Origin of the sequence: Cryptosporangium minutisporangium (assembly GCF_039536245.1) — a bacterium.
GTDB classification, from domain to species: domain Bacteria; phylum Actinomycetota; class Actinomycetes; order Mycobacteriales; family Cryptosporangiaceae; genus Cryptosporangium; species Cryptosporangium minutisporangium.
Window position 1 is genome coordinate 36,737 of record NZ_BAAAYN010000082.1, and the last position, 19,209, is coordinate 55,945.

General features: G+C 73.0%; 20 protein-coding genes. 10 read left to right on the plus strand and 10 right to left on the minus strand.

Going from position 1 to position 19,209, the window contains the following annotated elements:
- Window positions 1-5: 5 nt before the first annotated feature.
- From ABEB28_RS41055 to ABEB28_RS41065, 3 genes are read right to left on the minus strand one after another with little or no spacing between them, the layout of a single operon-like run.
- Window positions 6-995: a FecCD family ABC transporter permease gene (locus ABEB28_RS41055; RefSeq protein WP_376981385.1), complete on the minus strand. Its 990-nt coding sequence runs from the start codon at window positions 993-995 to the stop codon at window positions 6-8.
- Entirely contained in the window at window positions 973-1,755 is a 783-nt protein-coding gene (locus ABEB28_RS41060; RefSeq protein ID WP_345733733.1) for a siderophore-interacting protein, read from the minus strand. Before ABEB28_RS41060 ends, ABEB28_RS41055 begins: the two co-directional genes overlap by 23 nt.
- Complete coding sequence (locus ABEB28_RS41065) at window positions 1,752-2,738, minus strand: ABC transporter substrate-binding protein (RefSeq protein ID WP_345733734.1); 987 nt, start codon at window positions 2,736-2,738, stop codon at window positions 1,752-1,754. Before ABEB28_RS41065 ends, ABEB28_RS41060 begins: the two co-directional genes overlap by 4 nt.
- Window positions 2,739-2,831: 93 nt before the next feature.
- On the opposite strand from ABEB28_RS41065, the gene ABEB28_RS41070 reads away from it, so the two are divergent.
- Entirely contained in the window at window positions 2,832-3,629 is a 798-nt protein-coding gene (locus tag ABEB28_RS41070) for a helix-turn-helix transcriptional regulator (protein WP_345733735.1), read from the plus strand.
- A 134-nt stretch (window positions 3,630-3,763) separates the two neighbouring features.
- Window positions 3,764-4,228, plus strand: coding sequence for a DUF4383 domain-containing protein (locus ABEB28_RS41075; RefSeq protein WP_345733736.1), 465 nt, complete (start codon window positions 3,764-3,766; stop codon window positions 4,226-4,228).
- A 78-nt stretch (window positions 4,229-4,306) separates the two neighbouring features.
- On the opposite strand, the gene ABEB28_RS41080 is transcribed toward ABEB28_RS41075, so the two are convergent.
- Entirely contained in the window at window positions 4,307-4,909 is a 603-nt protein-coding gene (locus tag ABEB28_RS41080) for an MSMEG_1061 family FMN-dependent PPOX-type flavoprotein (RefSeq protein ID WP_345733737.1), read from the minus strand.
- 121 nt (window positions 4,910-5,030) lie between these two features.
- Here ABEB28_RS41080 and ABEB28_RS41085 point away from each other — a divergent pair, with 121 nt between their 5' ends.
- The gene (locus tag ABEB28_RS41085) at window positions 5,031-6,005 is read left to right on the plus strand and encodes a helix-turn-helix transcriptional regulator (protein WP_345733738.1); all 975 of its coding nucleotides are present in this window, start codon (window positions 5,031-5,033) and stop codon (window positions 6,003-6,005) included.
- A gap of 58 nt (window positions 6,006-6,063) precedes the next feature.
- Complete coding sequence (locus ABEB28_RS41090; protein ID WP_376981375.1) at window positions 6,064-6,420, plus strand: BBE domain-containing protein; 357 nt, start codon at window positions 6,064-6,066, stop codon at window positions 6,418-6,420.
- Window positions 6,421-6,450: 30 nt separating this feature from the next.
- On the opposite strand, the gene ABEB28_RS41095 is transcribed toward ABEB28_RS41090, so the two are convergent.
- Both ABEB28_RS41095 and ABEB28_RS41100 read right to left on the minus strand, forming a co-directional pair.
- Window positions 6,451-7,377: an SDR family oxidoreductase gene (locus tag ABEB28_RS41095; protein WP_345733739.1), complete on the minus strand. Its 927-nt coding sequence runs from the start codon at window positions 7,375-7,377 to the stop codon at window positions 6,451-6,453.
- 46 nt (window positions 7,378-7,423) lie between these two features.
- A complete protein-coding gene (locus ABEB28_RS41100; protein ID WP_345733740.1) occupies window positions 7,424-7,747 on the minus strand; it encodes an STAS domain-containing protein in 324 nt (107 codons plus the stop codon).
- A gap of 242 nt (window positions 7,748-7,989) precedes the next feature.
- Between ABEB28_RS41100 and ABEB28_RS41105 the strand changes: the two genes are divergently transcribed.
- The gene (locus tag ABEB28_RS41105; protein ID WP_345733741.1) at window positions 7,990-10,386 is read left to right on the plus strand and encodes a putative bifunctional diguanylate cyclase/phosphodiesterase; all 2,397 of its coding nucleotides are present in this window, start codon (window positions 7,990-7,992) and stop codon (window positions 10,384-10,386) included.
- Here ABEB28_RS41105 and ABEB28_RS41110 read toward each other — a convergent pair.
- Together ABEB28_RS41110 and ABEB28_RS41115 are read right to left on the minus strand one after the other, a co-directional pair.
- Window positions 10,349-11,983 carry a PAS domain-containing protein gene (locus ABEB28_RS41110; RefSeq protein WP_345733742.1) on the minus strand — a complete coding sequence of 545 codons (1,635 nt, stop codon included), beginning with the start codon at window positions 11,981-11,983 and terminating at the stop codon, window positions 10,349-10,351. The two genes, ABEB28_RS41105 and ABEB28_RS41110, sit on opposite strands and share 38 nt — an antisense overlap.
- A 150-nt stretch (window positions 11,984-12,133) precedes the next feature.
- A complete protein-coding gene (locus ABEB28_RS41115; protein ID WP_345733743.1) occupies window positions 12,134-12,382 on the minus strand; it encodes a hypothetical protein in 249 nt (82 codons plus the stop codon).
- A gap of 143 nt (window positions 12,383-12,525) precedes the next feature.
- On the opposite strand from ABEB28_RS41115, the gene ABEB28_RS41120 reads away from it, so the two are divergent.
- Complete coding sequence (locus ABEB28_RS41120; RefSeq protein WP_345733744.1) at window positions 12,526-13,008, plus strand: GNAT family N-acetyltransferase; 483 nt, start codon at window positions 12,526-12,528, stop codon at window positions 13,006-13,008.
- Here ABEB28_RS41120 and ABEB28_RS41125 read toward each other — a convergent pair.
- Complete coding sequence (locus ABEB28_RS41125) at window positions 12,968-13,897, minus strand: LysR family transcriptional regulator (RefSeq protein ID WP_345733745.1); 930 nt, start codon at window positions 13,895-13,897, stop codon at window positions 12,968-12,970. The genes ABEB28_RS41120 and ABEB28_RS41125 overlap by 41 nt on opposite strands.
- 72 nt (window positions 13,898-13,969) lie before the next feature.
- Here ABEB28_RS41125 and ABEB28_RS41130 point away from each other — a divergent pair, with 72 nt between their 5' ends.
- The 4 genes from ABEB28_RS41130 (at window position 13,970) to ABEB28_RS41145 (ending at window position 18,586) form a co-directional block, all read left to right on the plus strand.
- Window positions 13,970-14,632 carry a cyclase family protein gene (locus ABEB28_RS41130; protein WP_345733746.1) on the plus strand — a complete coding sequence of 221 codons (663 nt, stop codon included), beginning with the start codon at window positions 13,970-13,972 and terminating at the stop codon, window positions 14,630-14,632.
- Window positions 14,629-14,919: a CBU_0592 family membrane protein gene (locus ABEB28_RS41135; protein ID WP_345733747.1), complete on the plus strand. Its 291-nt coding sequence runs from the start codon at window positions 14,629-14,631 to the stop codon at window positions 14,917-14,919. Before ABEB28_RS41130 ends, ABEB28_RS41135 begins: the two co-directional genes overlap by 4 nt.
- A 481-nt stretch (window positions 14,920-15,400) precedes the next feature.
- Window positions 15,401-16,303 (plus strand): tyrosine-type recombinase/integrase, encoded by a 903-nt coding sequence (locus ABEB28_RS41140; RefSeq protein WP_345733748.1) that lies wholly within the window; start codon window positions 15,401-15,403, stop codon window positions 16,301-16,303.
- A 654-nt stretch (window positions 16,304-16,957) separates the two neighbouring features.
- Window positions 16,958-18,586 carry an OmpA family protein gene (locus ABEB28_RS41145; RefSeq protein WP_345733749.1) on the plus strand — a complete coding sequence of 543 codons (1,629 nt, stop codon included), beginning with the start codon at window positions 16,958-16,960 and terminating at the stop codon, window positions 18,584-18,586.
- Window positions 18,587-18,602: 16 nt separating this feature from the next.
- Here the strand turns inward: ABEB28_RS41145 and ABEB28_RS41150 are convergent, their stop codons facing one another.
- Window positions 18,603-19,196, minus strand: coding sequence for a DUF6318 family protein (locus ABEB28_RS41150; RefSeq protein ID WP_345733750.1), 594 nt, complete (start codon window positions 19,194-19,196; stop codon window positions 18,603-18,605).
- Window positions 19,197-19,209: the final 13 nt, after the last annotated feature.

The following is a 19,209-nucleotide window of genomic DNA, read 5'->3' on the forward strand; positions in this document are numbered from 1 at the left end:
GAACCTCACGACGCCGCCTCGAACGTCCGCACGGCCCAGATCAGCACCGGGCCGCCGAGGAACGCGGTCACCACCGCCACAGGCACCTCGCCGGTGGGCAGCAGCAGCCGGGCCCCGACGTCGGCCACCACCAGCAGCACCGCACCCACCACGAGCGAGTGGACGAGCAGCCAGGGCACCGAGTCCGCGGCGATCCGGCGGGCCAGGTGCGGCACGATCAGCCCGACGAACGCCACCGGGCCCGCCACCGCGGTCGCCGTGCCGGCCAGCACCGTCACCAGCAGCAGTACCACCGCGCGGGTCCGGCCGACGTGCGCGCCGAGCCCGCGGGCGACGTCCTCGCCGAGGGCCAGCGTCGACAGCGGCCGGGACATCAGCAGCGCACCGGCGAGCGACAGCGCGACGACGACCACCGGAACGGTCAGCGGGATCCGCTCGCTGCCGGCCAGCGCGCCGACCGACCAGAACCGGTAGCGGTCGAAAACGTCCGGGAACGTCAGCCGCAGGCCCAGCGAGATGCCCATCAGCACCGCGGTCAGCGCCACCCCGGCCAGCAGCAGCCGCAGCGGCGAGGTCCGGCCGACCGCGTACACGATCACGGACGCGACCGCGCAGCCGACGACCGCGAGCCCCAGCTGCCCGAGCTGGGTGCCGGCCAGGCCCGCGAGCACCCCGACGTTGATCGCGAACCCGGCGCCCGCGGTCAGCCCGAGCAGCGCCGGCTCGGCGAGCGGGTTGCGGCTGACCGTCTGGATGAGCGCGCCGGACACCCCGAGCGCCGCACCGACGCACACGCCGAACACCGTCCGCGGCAGCCGGAGGTCCCGCACCACGACGTGGTCGTCGGTGCCGGCGTAGTCGAACAGCGCCCGCCAGACCTCGGCGGGCGCGACCGACCGGGCGCCGACGGCGACGCCCGCCAGCAGCGCGCCGAGCAGCACCACGAGCGCGACGGTGAGGAAGAGCAGCTGGTCAGTCCTCGCTGTGCGCCGCAACGCCACGTTTCCAGTATCCGGTGACCAGGTGGTCGAGTCGCCCGCGGGCCCAGGTGCGCACCGGCTTGAGCGCGGTGGCCTCCCCGGCGGCGAACAGGAACGTTCCCTCCGGCAGCGGCAGGCCGCGGACGGCGTCCGGTTCGTCGTAGGTGACGGTCACCCGTTCGCGCGCCGCCAGCGGGTAGGCCCGTTCGTCGCCGGTGACGACGACGTGCGCGCTCACGTCCGGGGGTGACTCATCGAGCCAGCGGCCGAGGGCCGGGAGTGCGGTGGCATCGACGACGAACGCGTAGTGGCCGTACGTGTGGGGGAACGCTTCGGCACCGGGTGGCCCGGCGATCGTCACGTCCTCCCCGACGGCGGCGCCGCGCACCCAGGTCGAGGCGAGCCCGCCCTCGTGCAGCACGAAGTCCAGGTCGAGCTCGAGCGCGACCGGGTCGTACCGGCGGATCGTGTACTTGCGGGTCGGCGGGAACGGGTGCGGCCAGTCGAGCATGTCGTGAGCGTTGGGCACCGGATCGCGCTGGGTGCCGTCCGGGTCCGGGAACACGATTCGCACGTGGTCGTCGGCCTGGTAGGTGTGCAGGCCCTGGAGGCCGTCACCGCCGAACGTCAGCCGGGTCATGGCTGGGGTGACCGACGTGATCCGGGTGATCGACGCCCTCCGGACGCCGATCGGGTACGGGACGCGGGTCAGGCCGCTGCCCGCCCGGTGGTGGGCAGCGACCTTCGGACCGGGATCCGTCCTCGACTGCTTCACTTGGCCAGCAGCGGCGCGAAGGCCGTGTCGATCGCGTCGAGCGTCTTCGTCGCCGCGGGGTACGTCGCCGCCTCGGTGTAGCGGATCGCGAACACCTTGCCCGCCTTCACCGCCTTGAGGTTCTTCCAGAGCGGCGAGTCCAGCACGGCCTGCACGGAGTCGGACGGCGTGCCGTCCGGCTGCACGGTGTAGGTGATCGCATCGGCCTCGCCCAGGCTCGCGGAGAGCTCCTCCAGCGACGGGTACTCGGAGACCGCCTTGCTGCCCTCGCCCGGCTCCTTGACCTGGCCGTAGTAGGTGACGCCGATGTCTCCGGCGACGTTCGTGCCCCAGGACTTGGCGAACTCGCGGTGGAACTGGCCCTTGGAGATGTCGCCGTAGCCGCCCACGTGGCCGAACTTCAGGCTGTCGAGGGCGGACGCGTATTTGGTCTTCAGCTCGGCGGCCTTGGCCTCGTAGGCCTGCTTGCCTTTCTCGAACTGCTCGGTGGCGCCGGCGGCGTCCGCCTGCTTCTGCGACAGCGTCCGCCAGGCGTCGGGGATCGTGGGGCCGATCGCGACGACCGGCGCGATCCCCTTCAACCGGTCCAGGTCGATGTCGGCGAGCACCGGCTTCGGAACACCGATGACGATGAGGTCGGGCTTGGCGGCCGCGATCGCCTCGTAGTTCGTCTCGGCGGCGGTCTCACCGGCCACCTTCGTCAGTTCGTTGTAGGTGGCGAGGTCCTCGGGCGTCATCAGCGGGATGCCGCGCTTCCAGGACGAGATGCCGACCAGCTTGGCGTCGGCCTCGATCAGGGCGGGAACCGCGTAGCCGGTCGCGACGACCCGCTGGGGGTTCACCGGGATCTCCACGGTGCCGTTGTCGGCGCTGAAGCTACGCGTGGCGGCCTCGTCGGACGCGGAGGTGGAGTCGTCGCTGCTGCCGCAGCCGGCCAGGAGAGCGAGGGCGAGAACGGCCGCGCTGAGATGTCTGAAACGCATATGAGCTGGTCCTTGGACGTGCTGATGAGGGCTATCGGAGAGGTGAGGTTACCCTTACCTAAACCGTCGTTCGTGTCGCTGAGAGGTCATCCCGTGTCGCGCACAGGACAGTCGTTCCTCGTCGGGTCCGACCCGGTTGTCTGCGACGAGTACGGCTACGGGCTCGGCCGACCGAACGGGATCCTCGTCCTGCGGTACCGCTCCTCGTCCGTACTCGGTTTCGGCGAGGGGCGGGAGGACCTGCTGCACCAGTTTTACTGGTCACCCTCCGGAATGCTGGCGGCACGCCACGGCACGACGCCGCTGTTCGTCGGGCCCGACGAGGCGTTCTGGGTGCGCCGCGCGATCACCCACGAGGTCCGCGCCGGGGCCGATCAGAGCGTCTACCGCGTGTGCTTGCGGGAGATCCCACCCGGCCTGCTGGGGTTCCGGGTCGGCATCGCCGCGTTCGCGCCCCACGCGGCCGCGCTGCTGGAGAACATCGCCCGGCCTGGCTACCCGGAGCCGGAGGCGCTCGCGGCCCGCGCGGAGATCATGGCCGGGCTGACCCCGGTCTCGGCCGACGTCGAGGGCGGCCCCGAGGGGCGGTACGCCCTCGCGGTGGCGCGGGCGCTGACCCGCGACCCCGCCGACCCCACCACCCTCGCCGAGTGGGCCGGGCGCTTACACATCAGCCCGAAGACGCTGCAGCGCGACTTCCAGCGGGAGTACGGCACGTCCTACTCGCAGTGGCGGACGGACCTGCGGCTCCGAGCGTCCACCGTGCTGCTGAGGACACACCCGGTGGCGGAGGTGGCGCGGCGGGTCGGGTACGCGAGCACGTCGGCGTTCGTGGCGGCGTTCGGCCGCGCGTACGGCCACACCCCGGGCCGGCACACCGAGCACGTCTGACGACCGCTCGTCGGACGGGACAGCCGGGTCGCCGATTCCCGTTTGGATTCCGCTACGCCGGGGATTCCCCTGCCCCCGACAATGGGGTTGCATCCGACATTCGGGATGTATGTATCCGACGATTGGAGTGTGCCATGGCGAGTACCTCCGACTCCGCCCGTGGGCGCCTCACCGCTGGGCGGACGCCGGTACAGCTGGCCGCGCTCGGCTCCGGCGCGCTGTTCGTGTTGGTCGGCTTGCTCGGGTTCATTCCCGGGCTGACGACGAACTACGACGACCTGGGCGTGGCTGGGCACGAGTCCGAAGCCCTGCTGCTCGGCGTGTTCCAGGTATCGATCCTGCACAACGTCGTACACCTGCTGTTCGGCGTCGCGGGCCTGCTGATGGCGCGCACCGCACGCACGGCGACGCTGTTCCTGGTGGGCGGCGGTGCGATCTACTTCCTGCTGTTCCTCTACGGCCTGGTCATCGACCACGAGAGCGGGGCGAACTTCGTCCCGGTGAACACGGCCGACAACTGGCTGCACCTGCTGCTCGCGGCCGGGATGATCGGAGCCGGCCTGCTCCTCGGCCGTCGCACGGCCGCGAACGTCCGCTGATCCCCTGTCCCGCTGATGCCCTGTCCCGACCTCCCGATCCCGCGGCCCCGTGCGCGACGGCTCACGGGGCCGCGCCCGTCACCGGGGACGCTTGGCGGTGACGCCGGGGAGCGGCTCCGCCCAGTACGCGGACTGGCTGTAGAAGATCTCCTTCACCGTCGGCAGGTCGGCGGCGTCCGGCCAGGTGTCCGGCTTCCACAGACCGCCACGCGTGGACGCCTGCCCGCAGTGCAGGAAGACCTCGTCCACCTCGACGACCGTCCCCAGCGGCGGGCTGTCCCCCGGTAACGACGCCAGGAACGGCGCGTCCCGGACGATCGTCGCCCGCCCGTTGACCCGCACCGTCTCCCGCATCCCGGGCACCAGGAACAGCAGGCCGACGGCGGGCCGCTCCAGGATGTTCCGGAAACTGTCGATCCGCCGGTTGCCCGGCCGGTCCCCGAACGCCAGGTGCCGCTCGTCCAGCAGGACGACGCCGCCGGGCTGCTCACCGCGCGGCGACACGTCCACCGCCCCGTCCGCGCCGACGGTCGCCAGCAGGAAGTACGTCGACAACGCGAGGAAGCGGGCGGTCTGGTCGTCGACCACCGAGATGGCCTTGTCCCGCATGTGCGGGTGTGGTTCCTCGATGAACTCGCGCACTTCGGCCACGCTGGTGACCGGCCGCCCGAACGGCGTCATGCGGTGTCCTCCTCGGTCCGGGGCGTGCAGTCCCGGAGCGGGCACCGCGTCGGTTAGGTCCACCTAACCTAACAGGCGTCCCGCTGCCTTTCCCCGTGCGGTGATGCGAAAGGATGACGGTGTGCGCGCGGAACGCCTGGTGGCTCTGCTCTTCATCCTGCAACGCCGCTCCGCCGCGACCGTGCCCGAGCTGGCCGAGGCGGTCGGCGTCTCCGAGCGGACGCTGCACCGCGACCTCGCCGCCCTCCGCGAGGCCGGTGTCCCGCTCTGGACCGAGACCGGCCGCCACGGTGGCGTCCGCCTGGTGGAAGGCTGGCGCTCGCACCTCGACGGACTGACGTCCCGGGAGGCGGTCGCTCTGTTCGCGATGGGGGTGCCCCGCGCGCTGACCGAGCTGGGCCTGGGCACCGCGGTCTCGGCCGCGCACGCCAAGGTGGCGGCCACGCTGCCGCCCGCGCTACGGGACCAGGCGCAGGTGGTCGCGCAGCGGTTCCACCTGGACGCCCCGGACTGGTTCCGCAGCGAGGAGGACACCGAGCACCTGGCCACGCTCGCCCGGGCGGTGTGGAACTCCCGCCGCACCCGGCTGTGTTACCGGCGGGACAGCGGCACCGTCGAACGCACGGTCGATCCGCTCGGCCTCGTCCTCAAGGCCGGGATCTGGTACCTCGTGGCGCGCGTGGCCGGCACCGACGGCACGATCCGCACCTACCGGGTGGGGCGCATCGCCGAGGCCGACGACCTCGACGAACGCTTCGACCGGCCCGCCGGATTCGACCTGGCCGGCTGGTGGGAGCGGTCGTCGGCGCAGTTCGAGCGCTCGCTGCGCCGCGTCGACGTGCGGATCCGGGTCAGCCCCCGAGGCCTGCGCTGGTTGCGCCAGACCGTCGCCGCGGACGTCGCCCAGGAGGCGTTGCGCACGGCGGGGGCACCCGACGCCGAGGGCTGGCGCGAGCTGACCGTGGGGCTGGAGAGCACGGAGATCGCCGCCGGGCAGCTGCTGCCGCTCGGCGTCGAGGTGGAGGTGCTCGAACCGGCGGCGGTGCGGGCCGCGTTCGCCCACACCGCCGCGGAGATGGCTCGGCGTCACCGATAGCTACCGAGGTTGGTCGTCAGCTCACGATCTCGAGACCCGATCGGTCGACCGTGATGTGTTGCGGCTGGGCGATGAGCCGGGCAGCGCCCTCCGCGGCGTCCACTCCAGCCCGACCCAGAAACCTTCATCGGCGGGAACCGCCTGCACCGGCGCTCCGCGCGCCACGACCGGAGTCCCGGCTCCCGGTGACGCCACCAGCGGAGCGTCCATCAACCACCCGGACGTCGACCTCGCCGATCCGGAGTGGAACACCCCGCACTGTCCCTGGTACTCGATGTACTACCGCGGCAACTATCCCCGACTCCAACGCGTCAAGCTGCGCTGGGACCCTCTCGAGGTGTTCCACCACGCCCTATCGATCGCCCCGACCCCATCGGTGACGGCGCGCCAGCCCGGCTTCCGTGACCGCCACTAATGGGACGTATCGTGTTAGCCTAGGACACCGTTACCGATATTTACTCACGGTACTTTCCTCGGCGGGCTTGCCTGCCCGCTCCACCTCCATCATGTAGCGCCAGGCGTCCGGCCGGCTGCCGTCCACGTCGTCGACGCCGTACCGCCGGGCCAGCGAGCCGCTGTCCAGCGTCCGCCCGCTCAGCTCGGCCCGCTCCGGGTCGGCGGCGAGCGCGGCCACCGTGCGTCCGACGTAGGTCGGCGTCTCCGAGATCGCGAAGTGCGGCTGCGCGGCGGTCGCGTCCCGCCAGTTCCCCTCGCGGACGCCGAACGCGTCGAGCATCGCCTCCGACCGCAGCCAGCCGGGCGTCAACGCGACCGCGGTGACCCCGTGCGACGCCAGCTCGGCCGCTTCCGCGCGCGCCAGGTTGTGCGCCGCGGACTTGGCCACGTAGTACCCCAGCGCGGTGCCGTTGCGGTACTCGGCGTTGTACTCCTCGGTCCCGTCGGTCATCTCGACGAGCAGCCCGGCCGGCGCCTTCAGCACCAGCGGCAGCAGGAAGTGCGACGTGATGACGTGCGCGTCGATGCCCAGGTGCAGCATCCGCAGGCTCGCGTCCAGATCGTGTTCCCAGACCGGCTTGCCCCACTGGAGGTGGTGGTCACCGCCCCAGACGCCGTCGACCAGGACGTCCAGCCTGCCGTGCGCCGCGTCGATCGTCGCGGCGAGTTCGCGCACCTGGTCGGGGACGAGGTGGTCGACGCGCAGGGCGGTACCGGTACCGCCGGCGGCCTCGATCAGCGCGACGGTCTCGTCGATCGTCTCCGGCCGGTCGACGTCCGAACGCTGTCCGGTCGACGAGCGACCGGTCACGTAGACGTAGGCGCCGGCCCGACCCAGCTCGACCGCGATGGCCCGGCTGGCGCCGCGCGTCCCGCCGGCCACGAGAGCGATTTTTCCGGTGAGGTCAACAGTCATACGAGCAGCGTTGCGCCGAACCCTGCCATCCAGTGACATGGTTCGGTCAACGCACCGGAAGTGACACCACCGTGTGCATGTCGGAGCGGACGAGCACCGTGCGCACGAACTCCGGTAGCCCGCTGATCACCACCGGGTCGCCCACCCGCTGGGCCAGCGCGGCGAGGAAGTTCAGGCCGGTCGCGCCGAAGAACGTCACCCCGCTCAGGTCGAGCACGACCCGGTCGTCCCGGGTGACGGCCGCCGTCACCCGACCCAGCAGGTCCTTCTGCTCCGGGTCGACGGCGCCCTGGAGCCAGACCAGGAGCAACCGGTCGGAGCGGACCCAGTGCACCGGGCTGGTGTCCGTGGGGGTGCTGACATCGTCCACCTGCGGCTCCTGGTCCCCGCCACGGTCCTACCAGGCCGTGACGCTGCGGTCGGTCTGGACGGGCCGACTGCTTGACCACGTACGTGCAGGCGCCTCGGCGCCCGCTCCGCGACCATTCTGGCCCACCGCCGGGCATCCGGCACGTCGGCGACCGCGAGCACGCGCATTTCACGAAATCGGCGCGGTTGCCTGCCGATGGGTCGGGCGGAGTGTGTTCCGGGCTCGGCGGCGGAGGGGGCGGCATGGCGTGTGCCGGACGTCCGGTCCGTACCCTGGCCGGGTGGCTGTTGTTCGCCGTCGTCCTGGTCAGCCTGCACGTGTGGCCGGAGCGGGCGGCGGCGCTGTACAGCGCGTCGATCATGCTGATCACCGCGTGCGGGACGATCCTGCACGGGACGACCGCCTGGCGCTCCACCGGCCGGGCACGCCGGGTCTGGTCGATGGCCGCCGTCGCCCTCGGCTGCTGGGCGGTCACCGAGATCTCGGTCGGCGTCCCGACCGTGGCCACCGGCGACCCGCCGACGCCGTCCCTCGCCGCGAACCTGCTCAACCTCGTCGGGCTGGTGTGCGCGGTCATCGCGATGCTCTTGATCCCCGGCGCGCCCCGGGACCGGTTCGGCCGGCTACGGATGCTGCTGGACGGCGTCGTCGCGGCGGCCGCACTCTCCGGCGTGGTCTGGATGCTGGTGTTGAACCCCCTGATCGAGGGCGCGGGCTCGGTGCCCTCGCCGTTCCTGATGGCCTACCCGGTGGCCGCCACCGGTGTCCTCGCCGTCGGTGTGGTCCTCCTGGCGGGTCAGCCGGTGCGGTGGACGACGGCGGTGACCCGGGTCACCGCCGGTGTGGTGGCGCTGACGCTCAGTCTGCTGCTGGAGATGATGAGCGCCGTGGCCGACCAGCCGTGGCTCTACGCGCTGTCGCTGGACGGCTACCTGATCGCCGCCGCGCTGTTGGCGCTCGCCGCACGCGCCCCGCTCCCCGACGACCAAGAGCGGATCTGGCAGCCGGCCGGCGCCGGGATGCTGCTGCCCTACGCCCCGGTGGCCGCGCTGTTCCTGACCGCTGCCGGGTTCACCGCCGCGGGTCAGACGCTGGATCCACCGGCGACCGGCTCAGCCCTGATCATGACCGCCGCCGTGCTGGCTCGGCAGCTCCTGGCGCTGCGGGCCAACGCACGGCTCACCGAGGACCTGGCGGCCCAGCGCGCGCAGCTGATCTTCGAAGCCACCCACGACGCGCTGACCGCGCTCCCGAACCGGGCCCGGCTGCAGGCGGCCCTCGCCGATCTCGCGCAGGCCGAGGGCGACCCCGATCCGGACGGGACGGCGGCCACGTCGGTGCAGCAGAGCTCACTGCTGATGATCGACCTCGACGGGTTCAAGTCCGTCAACGACACGCTCGGCCACGCCACCGGCGACCAGCTGCTGGTCGTCGTCGCCGACCGGATCCGGCGCGCGGTCGCGGCCCACGGCGAGGACGCGCTGCCGGTGCGGCTGGGCGGGGACGAGTTCGCGGTGCTGCGGCGCGGCGGTGGCGCGCCCGCCGCGGTGGAGCTCGCGCAGGATCTGGTCCTGAGCATCGGCACCCCGATGTCGCTGGATGGTCACCCCGCGACCGTTGGCGCCAGCATCGGCATCGCCGCGCACGGCCGGGCGGAACGAATGCTGCACGACGCCGACGTTGCGCTCTACGAGGCCAAGGCCCGCGGCAAGGGCCACTACCGGCTGTTCGACGAGCGGCTCTCGGCCGCCGTGGCCGCGCGGCGGAGCCTGGAGGCGGACCTGGGCGGAGCGCTCGGCGGCGAGCAGCTCGCGCTCGAGTACCAGCCGGTGGTCGACCTGATGTCGGGGGAGGCACACCGCTGCGAGGCGCTGCTGCGCTGGAACCACCCGACGCGCGGTCGGCTGACCCCGGACCACTTCCTCACCGCCGCGCAGAACGTCGGGCTGCTGCCCGCGCTCGACCGCTGGGTGCTCGGCACCGCCGCCGCGCAGGTCGCGACCTGGCGGCGCGTCGATCCGGAGTACGCGGTCAGCGTCAACGCGTCCGCCGCCTACCTCGCATCCGGGACGCTGCCCCGGGACATGCGGCGGGTCCTGGAGACCCACGGGCTGCCGGGCAGCGCGCTGACCGTGGAGGTGACCGAGAGCTCGCTGATCGCGAACCTGGACGCCACCGCCGGCTTGCTCGCCGAACTCCGCGAGCTGGGCGTCCGGGTGGCGCTCGACGACTTCGGCGTCGGCTACTCGTCGCTGACGTACCTGCGGCAGCTGCCGGTCGACGTCGTCAAACTCGACCGGTCGTTCACCCGGGAGCTGGGGACCGGACCGGACGCGGTGATCCTCGTCGACGGCGTGCTGGACCTCGCGTACCGGCTCGGGCTGGAGACGGTCGCGGAGGGGGTGGAGACCGACGAGCAGGCCGATCAGCTACGGGCGCTGGGCTGCCGCAACGCCCAGGGCTTCCGGTTCGGGCCGCCGCGCCCACCCGACGACACGCACCCGCCGGCGGCCGGGGACGGCGTCGCGCCGGATCGCGGACTCCACCCCGTCGACGTCGACCCGGTCGAGGCCGTTGACGCCGTCGACGTGCTCACGCCGGTCAGTCCGGCGGACCGTCGATCGGAAGCCGCACGGTGACCGTGGTGCCAGGGTGGTAACCGTAGGTCACGGTGAGGGTTCCGCCGTGCGCGCGGACGATCGCGTGGCTGCGGCTCAGCCCCAGGCCACCGGTGCCGGGGCTCTCCGGAGTGCGGCGGCGCGTGCGCGGACGGACGTCGGGTAGCACACCGGGGTCGGTCACGGTCAGCTCGGCCACGCCCGGCTCGTCCCGGAGCCGCACGTAGACGTCCCCGCCGGGGCTGCGCGCCACCGCGTCCCCGATCACCGCGTCGACGACCGACCGCAGCCGCCCGACGTCGCCCCGGACCGAGAGGTGTTCCGGCAGGCCCCGGTGCAGCACCACACCGGACGCCAGCGCGGTCGGTCCGAGCGCGGCGAGCGTGTCGGCCACCACCGCGGCGAGGTCGAACCGGCACAGGTCGAGCCCGGCGAGACCGGCCTCGAGCGTGGTCAGGTCGATCAGGTCGTCGGTGATCGCCCGGATGGCGGCCGCGTCGCGGCCGAGGGCTCGCAGCAGGGGCCCGTGGGCCGCCGGGAAGCCCTCCGTCGCGGCGAGCGCCTCGGCGTGGCGGACGATCGACGCGAGCGGCGCCCGCAGCTGCTCACCCACCAGCGTGCGGAAGTCCGACCGGGTCCGACTCAGTTCGACGGCCAGGTCGTCGGCGCGACGCCGGGAGAGGAAGTGACCGAACTGGTTGGCGATGCTGCCGAGATCCTGCACCAGCCGCTCGCCGTCGTACTCGCGGTGATCGGCGACGCAGGTCAGGACGCCGAGCACGGCCCGGCCGTCCCGGACCGGCACCGAGACCACCGACCGCACGCCGGAAGCGGCGGCTCGCCGCATCCGCTCCGCGAAGTCGCCGGTCGTCGCGAGGTCGCTGGCGAGCACGTCGGGGATCCAGAGTGGTTCCCCGGTGGCCCACACCGTGCCGCCCACCCCCCATCCGCGGGTGATCGTCGCAGTTGTGAGCGAGTCGAGCGTCCGGCCGGGAGCGTCCCACTGACCGACCAGCCGGAGCACGTCCGCGACTTCGTCGACGAGCCACAACCGCGCATGGGACCAGCCGAGCGCGCCGGCCACCGCGCGGGTGAACGCCGAGCTGACGTCGGCGACCGTGGTCGCCTCGGCCAGCGCGCGGGCGACCAGCAGCTCGCAGGTGCGAAACCGGTCCGCGCGGTGTCGCGAGGTCACGTCCCGGAACGCGGTGACGGCGCCGAACCGCAGCCCGTCGGTGCTGCGGATCGGGCGCGCGTTCACCTCGGCGTGGCGGGGCGGTCCGTCCGGAACGGTGATCCGCACCTCGGCGCCGTCCACGGTCTCGCCGCCCAGCGCTCGCTCCACCGGGTGGTCGGCGTCGGGCAACGCGGCGCCGTCCGGGAGGGCCAGGCTTTGGCGCACCAACTGTCCGAGCGTGTCCAGCTCGGCCCGGTCCCCACTGTCCTCCGCAGGCAGCTGGTACAGCGCACGCAGTGCCCGATTGGCGAAGACCAGCCGACCGTCCTCGTCGAACGCCGCCACGCCGACCTGCAAGCTGTCGAACAGCACGGACGCGAACCTGTCGGCGGCCTCACAGGCCCCGGCGTCACCGTCGCCTCGGGCCGGGTCCGTTGCCATGCGCGCCTTCCGGTCGGGTGCACGACTGCTGCTCCGGCGGACCTACCGCGCAGTCACTCATCCGGATACCGCAATTCGGTCAGAGTAGCTGTGAGGATAGGTCTCCGCCGCGCTGCACACCGCCCCAGGAGCGCATTCGCGGATATATCGTTATTTCTTCTTCTTCGACCCCTTCTTCTTGCTCTTGGCGTCCTCGGTCACCGTCGTGTCGGGGTGCCGCTTCGCGGTCGATTTCTTGACGAACTTGCCGGTGATCGCGCTGCGCTTCTGACCGGTGCCCTTCTTCTCGCCGCTCTTCTCGGCCACCGTCGTCCGCGGCTTCTTCTCGACCGTCTTCTTGTCGACGTACTCACCGGTGACCGCGCTGCGGCCCTTCTTCTTCGTGTCCGTCTTCGCCATCATGGCCTCCTTCGTCTGGATGCGACTCCACGTGCCCTACCCCGTGCGGTCGCGCGCTACCCATCCCGTCCCTCGATCCACAGTGGTCATCCGAACGTTGACGTCCGTCTCCGCGCTCGGGAACGATCCCCCGGGTGACGGACGTGCGAATCAGAACGTTGGCGAGCACCGACATCGACGCGGTGGTCGAGTTCGGGTTGCGGGCGTGGGAGCCGGTCTTCGCGTCGTTCCAGCAGGTGCTCGGGCCGACGGTGTTCACGCGGACCTGGCCGGACTGGCGGACCTCCCAGGCGGAGGCGATCGCCGAGGCGTGCCGATCCGCGCACGCCTGGGTCGCCGACTCCGGCGGGACACCGATCGGGTTCGTCACGCTGGTGTTCCACGGCCCCGGCCCGAGCGAGCCGGACGCCGGAGAGATCGAGATGGTCGCGGTCGACCCCGCCCACCAACGCGGAGGCGTCGGCGCGGCGCTGGTCGCGTTCGCCGTCGACCGGCTGCGCGAGGCGGGCGTGCCGCTCGCGATCATCGCCACCGGCGGCGACCCCGGGCACGCCCCGGCGCGGCGGGTCTACGAGCGCGCCGGCTTCATCGGGTTCCCGCAGACGCGCTACTACCTGCCGCTCTGACCCGCTCGGCGCGAGCGGAGATCGCGTCGAGCACCACCCTCGCCGCCGGGGCCGGCTCGTGCCGACCGGCGCGGTACAGCACGCCGATCCGCCGCGCCCCCACGGCCGGCACCTCCAGCATCCGGAGACCGGCTGGGAGCTTCGCCGGCACCGCGAGCCCCGGCACGACGGCCGCCGCGAGACCCGCCGAGACCAGGGCCAACGCCGCAGGGTTCTCCAGGCACTCGTGCTCCCGCCGCAGCGCGACGCCGTGCCGTGCGGCCAGCCCGTCCAGCGCTGCCCGCGCCGCCGACCCCGGCGGCCCGGCGACCCACGGACGCGACAGCGCACCGTCCACACCGGAACCCCATTCCGGCGGCGTCACCACCCGGAACTCGTCGTCCAGCAGCCAGACCCCGCCGAGCCCCGACGGTGGGGCGTCCGGATAGGTCTCGGTCATCACCAGGTCGACGCCGCCCGCGCGGAGTGCCGCGAGCGCGGGCTCGGGGTCGAGCTCGCGCACCGAGACCCGTACGTGCGGCGAGGCGGCGTGCACCGCGGCCGCGGCCGGCCCGACGAGGTGGTCCATCGCGGTCGGGAACGCCGCCACCACCACGCGCCCGGTGGCCTGCCCGGTCAACGCCGCCAGATCACGCTCCGCCTCGGCGAGCACCACCGCGACCCGCCCCGCGTGCTCGGCCAGCAGCCGGCCCGCCGCGGTGAGCCCGACGGTGCGCCGTCCGGCCGCCCGGGACCGGTCGAGCAGCGCGACGCCGGTCTCCGACTCCAGCCGCGCCAGATGCTGGGACACCGCCGACGGCGTCAGGTGCAGCACCTTCGCCGCCGCCAGGACGCCACCCGCGTCGGCGACCGCGCGGAGGACGGCGAGCCGCCGGGGATCGAGCTGCATTCAGCCAAACTACATGTCAGCTGCAGTAATCGTCGTTACCGCTTAAGTCCCCAGGTGGGGCACGATGTGGTCATGACGCTGATCGACCTGTCCCACGTGATCGCCGCCGGCCTGATCACCTACCCGGGACTCCCCGCCCCGGAGATCACCCCGCACCTGACGCGCGAGGCGTCCCGGGACGTCTACGCGCCCGGCGTCGAGTTCGCGATCGACCGAATCACGATGGTGGGCAACACGGGCACGTACCTGGACTCGCCGTTCCACCGGTACGAGGGCGGCATCGACCTCGCCGGGCTGCCGCTCGCCTCCGTCGCCGACCTCCCCACCGTCGTGGTCCGCGCGACGACCCGGGCCGTCGACGCAGCCGTGCTCACCGCAGCGCTGGCGGACGTCCCCGACCTCCGTGGGCACGCGGTGCTGCTGCACACCGGCGGTGACCGGCACTGGGGCACCCCGGCCTACGCCGACGACGCCCCGTACCTGGCCGAGGACGGCGCCACCTACCTGGCCGAAGCCGGGGTGGCGCTGGTCGGGATCGACAGTGTCAACATCGACCAGGTGACGCCGGAGGGCTACCGGCCGGCGCACTCCGTCCTGCTGGCCGCCGAGATCCCGGTGCTGGAGCACCTCACGAACCTCGCCGCCGTCCCGGACACCGGCGGGCGGCTGCACGCGGCGCCGCCGCCGGTCCGCGACTTCGGCACGTTCCCGGTTCGCGCGTACGTGGTGGTGTGACCGCGGTCGGCGCCGAGATCGTCGGATGGGCCGGCGCGGCGGCGCTGCTGGCCGGGTACGCCCTGCTGTCGCTCGGCCGGATCCCGCACAGCCGCCGCTATCAGGTGCTCAACCTGGCCGGCTCGGCCGGGCTGGCGATCAACGGCGTGGTGCACCAGGCCTGGCCGTCCACGGTCCTCAACCTCGTCTGGGTGGCGATCGGGGCGGTGGCGCTGGCCCGGCTCGCGCGTCTCGCCCGGCTGCCCCGCCCGGAGGCAGGCGCCACCGGCCCGCAGCCGAAGCACTGATCCGAGGCACCCCGAGCCGCCCTGCACGGCGCACCCCGAGCCGCCCTCCGCTGTGCGTGCCGTGCCGCGCCGCGAGGGGCGGCACGGCATGCACAGCACCGGTGTGACTGGCGTGCGGCTCGCGCGCGGTTGACGGTGGTGGTTGTCGCCGTTTCCGGGTGCGGCCGAGATGGTTGTCGCGCATTCCGCACCATGGTGCGGAATCCATGACAACCATCGCCTGCGCCACCCGGGAAGGGCGCCATCCACCGCCCACTCCGCCCGGAAAGGACGACAACCACCCGACGGGCCACCCGGGGAACGTGCCAACCATCGGCGGGCTACCCGGAAAGCGCGCCAACCACCCGGCGGGCTACCCGGAAAGCGCGCCAACCATCGGCGGCGCCAGCCAACCACCACTTCTGTGGGGTGGCGCCGCGCGCTCGGCGCCAATCGGCGTGTCGCCCGCACCTTCCGCGTCTGGGCTTGTTATTTTTTGTCCATGTCGGAATCCGGTATCGCCACTCTGGACGCCCTGGTGGCGGCCGCCGCCGTCGGGCGCAGTCCCGCCCGGCTGCGGCAACTGCGCTGGGTGGCGGGTGAGCTGTCGCTGTTCGTGGCCCAGTACGCCGACCAGCCCACCGAGGGCGAGCAGCCACCGGTCCGCCGCCCGCGGACGGTGCGGGACTGGTTCGACCGGGCGTTGATCGGCCCCTTCCTCGCCGCCGCCGACGCCGGGACGCTGCGGCGCCGGGGCGCGGCCGGGCGTCCGTCCGGGGACGCCACCCGCAGCGTCCGGCGGAGTTGCCTGCGGATCCTCGCCCGGCAGGCCGGCGTGGACGACCCGGTGCCGGACGAGATTCCGCGGCCCGCTCCCCTGACCCGGGTCGATCCGGTTCCGGCGGGGATGGCGCTCGGGCACCTGTCGACGCGCGCCGACCGCACCCGCTCGGCCGGTGCCGTGCGGGCAGCCGCGATGGCGGCGGTCACCCGGGAACTCGGGCTGCGCACCGGGGAGATGGCGGCGTTGACGCTCGGCGACGTCGACCTCGCCGCTGGGACGTTGACCTGGCGTCCGGCGGCACCGCGGTCGGGGCCGTCGCCGGAGCCGCGGACCGCACGGCTGTCCCGGTCGACGCTCGCCGCGCTGCGGGACTGGCTGGAGGTGCGCCCCGCGCTGGTGACGATGGCACCGCGGTCGAAGGCGCTGTGGGTGTCGATCCGGGGCAACCACGACGGGTCAGGCGTGCGGCGTCCACCGGGGATGCCGTTGCGGCCGAACGGGATCCGGCGTTCGCACGAGCGGGCCGTGCAGGACTGCAACGTCAACCTCGCCGGCGAGCCGGGCTACGAGCCGCTGCCCCGCGTCCCCGGCCGTCTGCGCCCGGAGGAGCCCGAGGCCTGAGGGATCGCCTCTCGGAAAGACCACCTCTGAACGCCCGCCGAGAGGTTGCCTTTCGGAAAACCACCTCCGGCCGGCCCACGAGCGGTTGTCTTCCCGAAAACCCGCCGCCCACGCGCGCCTCGCACGCGCTCAGGAGGACCCCGCCACCGGCGCCCCGCGCCCACACAACCGGGATCCTCCGCGCGTACACGTGCTCAGGAGGACCCCGCCACCGGCGCCCCGCGCCCACACAACCGGGATCCTCCGCGCGTACACGTGCTCAGGAGGACCCCGCCACCGGCGCCCCGCGCCCACACAACCGGGATCCTCCGCGCGTACACGTGCTCAGGAGGACCCCGCCACCGGCGCCCCGCGCCCACACAACCGGGATCCTCCGCGCGTACACGTGCTCGGGAGGACCCCGCCGCCGGCGCCCCGTGGCGGCGGGATCCTCCCGTTTCGGCGCGCCCCGACTGTCGCCGCCGCACCGGCGACAGTCGGTCGTGCGCTGCCAGGTCTCACTCTGGTGGGGCGCCGTTTCCGCAGGGCATCCGAGGGATTTCCGAACTGGAACATTTGTGTGCGGTGACCGGGTCGTACCCGCCGAGCACACCGGCGATACTCCGCCACTGTGCACACATACGTTACGTTCTGCCCGAATAAGGGGGATGTGACGTGAACGAAGATCGCACCCGGCGGACGATCCGGACGCTGCTCGTTCTCCTGGCGACGGCCAGTCCGGCGTTCGCGGCCCCGGCCGCCGCCGCGGCTCCGGCAGCCCGAGCAGCCCAGACGACCGCGGAGGCCCCAGCGGCCCCGGCCCCAGCAGCCCCGGCGGTTCCGGCCCAGGTCCCGGCAGCCCCGGCCCCGGCGGCCCCGGAAGAACTGCAGCACCCAGCGGCCCTGGAAGCCCCAGCCGCCGACACCGACAACCCACCGCCCGGCGGCCCGGAGACCACCGCGCAAAAGACCACCGCGAAAAAGACCACCGCACTGGAGACCACCCCGCTGGAGACCACCCCGCTGGAGACCGCCGCGCTCGAGACCGGCGAACTCCAGACCGGCGGCCTGGAGACCACGCTCGGCCGGATCGGGCTCGCCGTCCCCGGCCAGCAGCTCACCCTGCTCGGCACCGGTTTCCGCCCGTCCAGCACGGTCGAGGCGACGCTCGACCCGCAGACCCCCGCCCCGACGGCGCTCGGCGGCGGGGTCGCCGACGCAACCGGCCTGGTCAGCCTCACCGTGACGTTGCCCGCCAGCCTCCCCACCGCCCCGCACGAGATCGTGATGACCGGCGTCGACCCGGCCGGGAGCCCGCTGAGCAAGGCGCTCGCGGTCACCACCCCGCCCACCGCGCTCACCAGCAGCGCCCCCGGACCGCAGTCGGTCACGCTGCCGATACCCGAGGGCGGCTGGGTCACGCTGCTGGACGACAAGGAGGAGCCGGTCACCCAGGTCACCAGCCGTGACCAGGGCAGCTACTCGCTCGACCCGGCGAGCGGCCGGATCACGTTCCGCCCCGACCGGATGTTCTGGGGCCCGGTACGGCCGGTGCACTACCGGCTCGTCGACGCCGTCGACCAGCGTGTCCGCGGCACCTACGCGCCGACCGTCCTGGCCCGGCCGTTGCCGATGGTCCGGGCCGCCGAGCGCACGCTCACCGACGCCGACGGCGCCACCGCCACAATCGGCTGCACCGCCGGGCCGATCGCGGTCGCCCGCTGCGAGGTGACGCTGAGCGCGGTGGTGGGCAGCGAGTACGTCGTCCTCGGCACCGGGACCGTGGCGCCTGCGAACCCGCTGGTCGGCACCCGGGTCGCCGACGTGGCGCTGACCCCGCAGGGACGCCGGCTCGCCGGGCGTCCCGGGGGGATCGCCGCGGAGATCGCGGCCCGGATGTGGGTACCGGACACGACCGAGCCGGTCGAGGCGACCGGCACGACCCAGCTCACCGCGATGACCGTCACCGCTCCCCGGGCGATCCGCTACCCGGCGGGCGGCCTGGACGTACCGGAGTCCGAACTGCCGTACCTGAACGCGCTGCGGTCGCGGATGGCCGACGTGACGACGGTGACCTGCACGGGCGGCACCGACGACTCCGGCGACGCGGACGCCAACCGGCAGATCGCCGAGGACCGCGCCCGCCGGGTCTGCGAGTACCTCACCGCGAACACCACGGCCCGGCCCAGTGTGCGCAGCGTCGGGGAGGACCAGCCGGTCGCCGACAACACGACCGAGGAGGGGCGCAACCGCAACCGCCGGGTCGAGATCACGTTCAGCTACGCGACGGAGTCCACCGGATGAGCCGAGCGCAACCCGCTCAGATCAGTTGTTCGACCGAGTCGACGCCGCGCACCTTCCACCCGGCGGACGTCCAGAGCACCCGGACGTCGCAGTCGGCGAAGCTCTTGCCGTCCAGCCGACCGCGGGGCTGGCCGAGCGGGCTGGTGCCGTCGCGCGGGCTGCGGTCGAAGGACACCGCGACGGTCATCACCTGACCGGCGAAGTCCTCGATCGTGTTGGCTTCCCGGACGGTGTAGACGCCGCCCTGCAGCGATCCGCCGTCGTTGTAGTTCTCCTGGATGACGCCGATCGCCTCGGCACACTCGGTGCACTTGGCGTCCGACGCCGCCCGCAGCTTGTCGACCTCGCCGGTCTGCACGCCGTAGCTGAGCAGCGCGAACCAGTACTCGGTGAACGCGGCCGCACCGGCCTTGTCCTGCTGGCTCGCCTCGGGCGCGGGAGCCGGTGGCGTCGGCTTCGCGCTCGACGGGGCGGCGGTCGGCTCGATCACCGAACCGGACGACGACCCCGAATCGGCACACCCCACCAGCGCCGCCACCCCGAGGGACGCAGCGACAACGATTCGTGCCGCCCGGGCAGCACGCATCGCACCACCCCGTTCCGCAATCACGCCGGAAGATTAA

Excerpts from the sequence above, each read along its gene's own strand:
- ABEB28_RS41105 (WP_345733741.1), top strand. The coding sequence starts at position 7,990 with ATGGCGTGTGCCGGACGTCCGGTCCGTACCCTGGCCGGGTGGCTGTTG.
- ABEB28_RS41125 (WP_345733745.1), bottom strand. The coding sequence starts at position 13,897 with ATGCAGCTCGATCCCCGGCGGCTCGCCGTCCTCCGCGCGGTCGCCGAC.
- ABEB28_RS41130 (WP_345733746.1), top strand. The coding sequence starts at position 13,970 with ATGACGCTGATCGACCTGTCCCACGTGATCGCCGCCGGCCTGATCACC.
- ABEB28_RS41065 (WP_345733734.1), bottom strand. The coding sequence starts at position 2,738 with ATGCGTTTCAGACATCTCAGCGCGGCCGTTCTCGCCCTCGCTCTCCTG.
- ABEB28_RS41110 (WP_345733742.1), bottom strand. The coding sequence starts at position 11,983 with ATGGCAACGGACCCGGCCCGAGGCGACGGTGACGCCGGGGCCTGTGAG.
- ABEB28_RS41080 (WP_345733737.1), bottom strand. The coding sequence starts at position 4,909 with ATGACGCCGTTCGGGCGGCCGGTCACCAGCGTGGCCGAAGTGCGCGAG.
- ABEB28_RS41115 (WP_345733743.1), bottom strand. The coding sequence starts at position 12,382 with ATGGCGAAGACGGACACGAAGAAGAAGGGCCGCAGCGCGGTCACCGGT.
- ABEB28_RS41075 (WP_345733736.1), top strand. The coding sequence starts at position 3,764 with ATGGCGAGTACCTCCGACTCCGCCCGTGGGCGCCTCACCGCTGGGCGG.
- ABEB28_RS41095 (WP_345733739.1), bottom strand. The coding sequence starts at position 7,377 with ATGACTGTTGACCTCACCGGAAAAATCGCTCTCGTGGCCGGCGGGACG.
- ABEB28_RS41140 (WP_345733748.1), top strand. The coding sequence starts at position 15,401 with ATGTCGGAATCCGGTATCGCCACTCTGGACGCCCTGGTGGCGGCCGCC.